Annotated in this window: 1 protein-coding gene; it reads right to left on the bottom strand. The window is 62.1% G+C overall.

Annotated features, from left to right (window positions below; genetic code table 11):
- Nucleotides 1-26: 26 nt before the first annotated feature.
- Nucleotides 27-1,291 (bottom strand): IS3 family transposase gene (locus ACIA8C_RS43060; protein ID WP_397145301.1). Its coding sequence is split into 2 segments (ribosomal slippage): nt 27-979 and nt 979-1,291, totalling 1,266 coding nucleotides; the frame shifts between segments, so codons are not numbered across the junction.
- Nucleotides 1,292-1,343 lie beyond the last annotated feature (52 nt).

Genomic DNA, 1,343 nt, shown 5'->3' on the forward strand with positions numbered 1-1,343 from the left:
TGAATCCCCCCGGTGAGTCCGGAGACTTACGGGTGTGACAGCTCAGCGGGTTGCTGGGCTGGGTGTTGACAGTAGTGGGCGGTCTCCATCTCAACGGGTGGCATGTCACCACAGTGCTGATAGAGCCGCCGGTGATTGAACCAATCGACCCATTCGGCGGTGGCCAACTCGACGTGATCGACTGTGCGCCAGGGGCCACGTGGTTTGATCAGTTCGGTCTTGTAGAGACCGTTGATCGTCTCGGCCAGCGCGTTGTCATAGGAGGATCCGACCGCGCCGACCGAGGGCTGGATCCCGGCGTCGGCGAGGCGTTCACTGAGCGCAATCGACGTATATTGAGATCCCCTATCTGTATGGTGCACAACATCTTTCACGTCCCATCCGTCACGTTCACGCGTCCAGATGGCATGTTCGATCGCGTCGAGTACCAACACAGTGGTCATCGAAGTGCCGGTGCGCCAGCCCAGGATGCGACGGGCATAGGCATCAACGACGAACGCGATATAAACCCACCCCGACCACGTCCGGACATACGTTATGTCGGCCACCCACAACCGATTCGGTGCCGCGGGCGCGAATCGTCGTTGCACCAGATCCGCCGGCCGCTCCGCGGCCGGATCAGCGATCGTGGTGCGTTTGATCCGCCCCCGGACTGCCCCGCGCAGCCTGAGCTCGCGCATCAATCGCTCTACGGTGCAGCGAGCGACCCGGATGTGTTCCCGATTGAGTTGCAGCCACACCTTTCTCGCGCCGTAGACGCCGTAGTTCTGCGTGTGCACCCGTGTGATCTCTACTTTCAGTTCCTCGTCGCGCTGCTGCCCTCGGGTCGGGATCCGATCGCGGTGTTCGTAATAGGACGATGGGGCGATCTTGACGCCGAGCTCGGTGAGCACGGCGCAGATCGACTCGACACCCCATCGCAGGCCACCGCTCTCACGATGACCCTGATGTTCGCTGATATATCTGACGGTCAGCGCTGTGGCCGGTCCAGTTCGGCCGCGAAGAAAATCGACGCAGATTTCAGAATTGCGTTGGCGCGCTTGAGTTCTGCGTTCTCTCGCCGCAGCCTTTTGAGCTCATCGGACTCCTCGGTAGTGACGCCCGGGCGGGCGCCGATATCGATCTGGCCCTGGCGCACCCACTTACGGACCGTTTCCGGGGTCCCGACTCCCAGCAGATCGGCGACCGCGCGCATCGCGGCCCATTCCGACTCGTGCTGTTCCCGGATCTCGGCATACATCCGCACGGCCCGCTCACGCAGCTCGGCCGGATACTTCTTCCTCGACGACACGACTCCATCCTTCACAGAAGATGAAGTCCCCGGACTCACCGGGGGGATTCAC

The sequence above is a fragment of the Nocardia sp. NPDC051321 genome, from assembly GCF_044455225.1.
Classification (GTDB): Bacteria; Actinomycetota; Actinomycetes; order Mycobacteriales; family Mycobacteriaceae; genus Nocardia.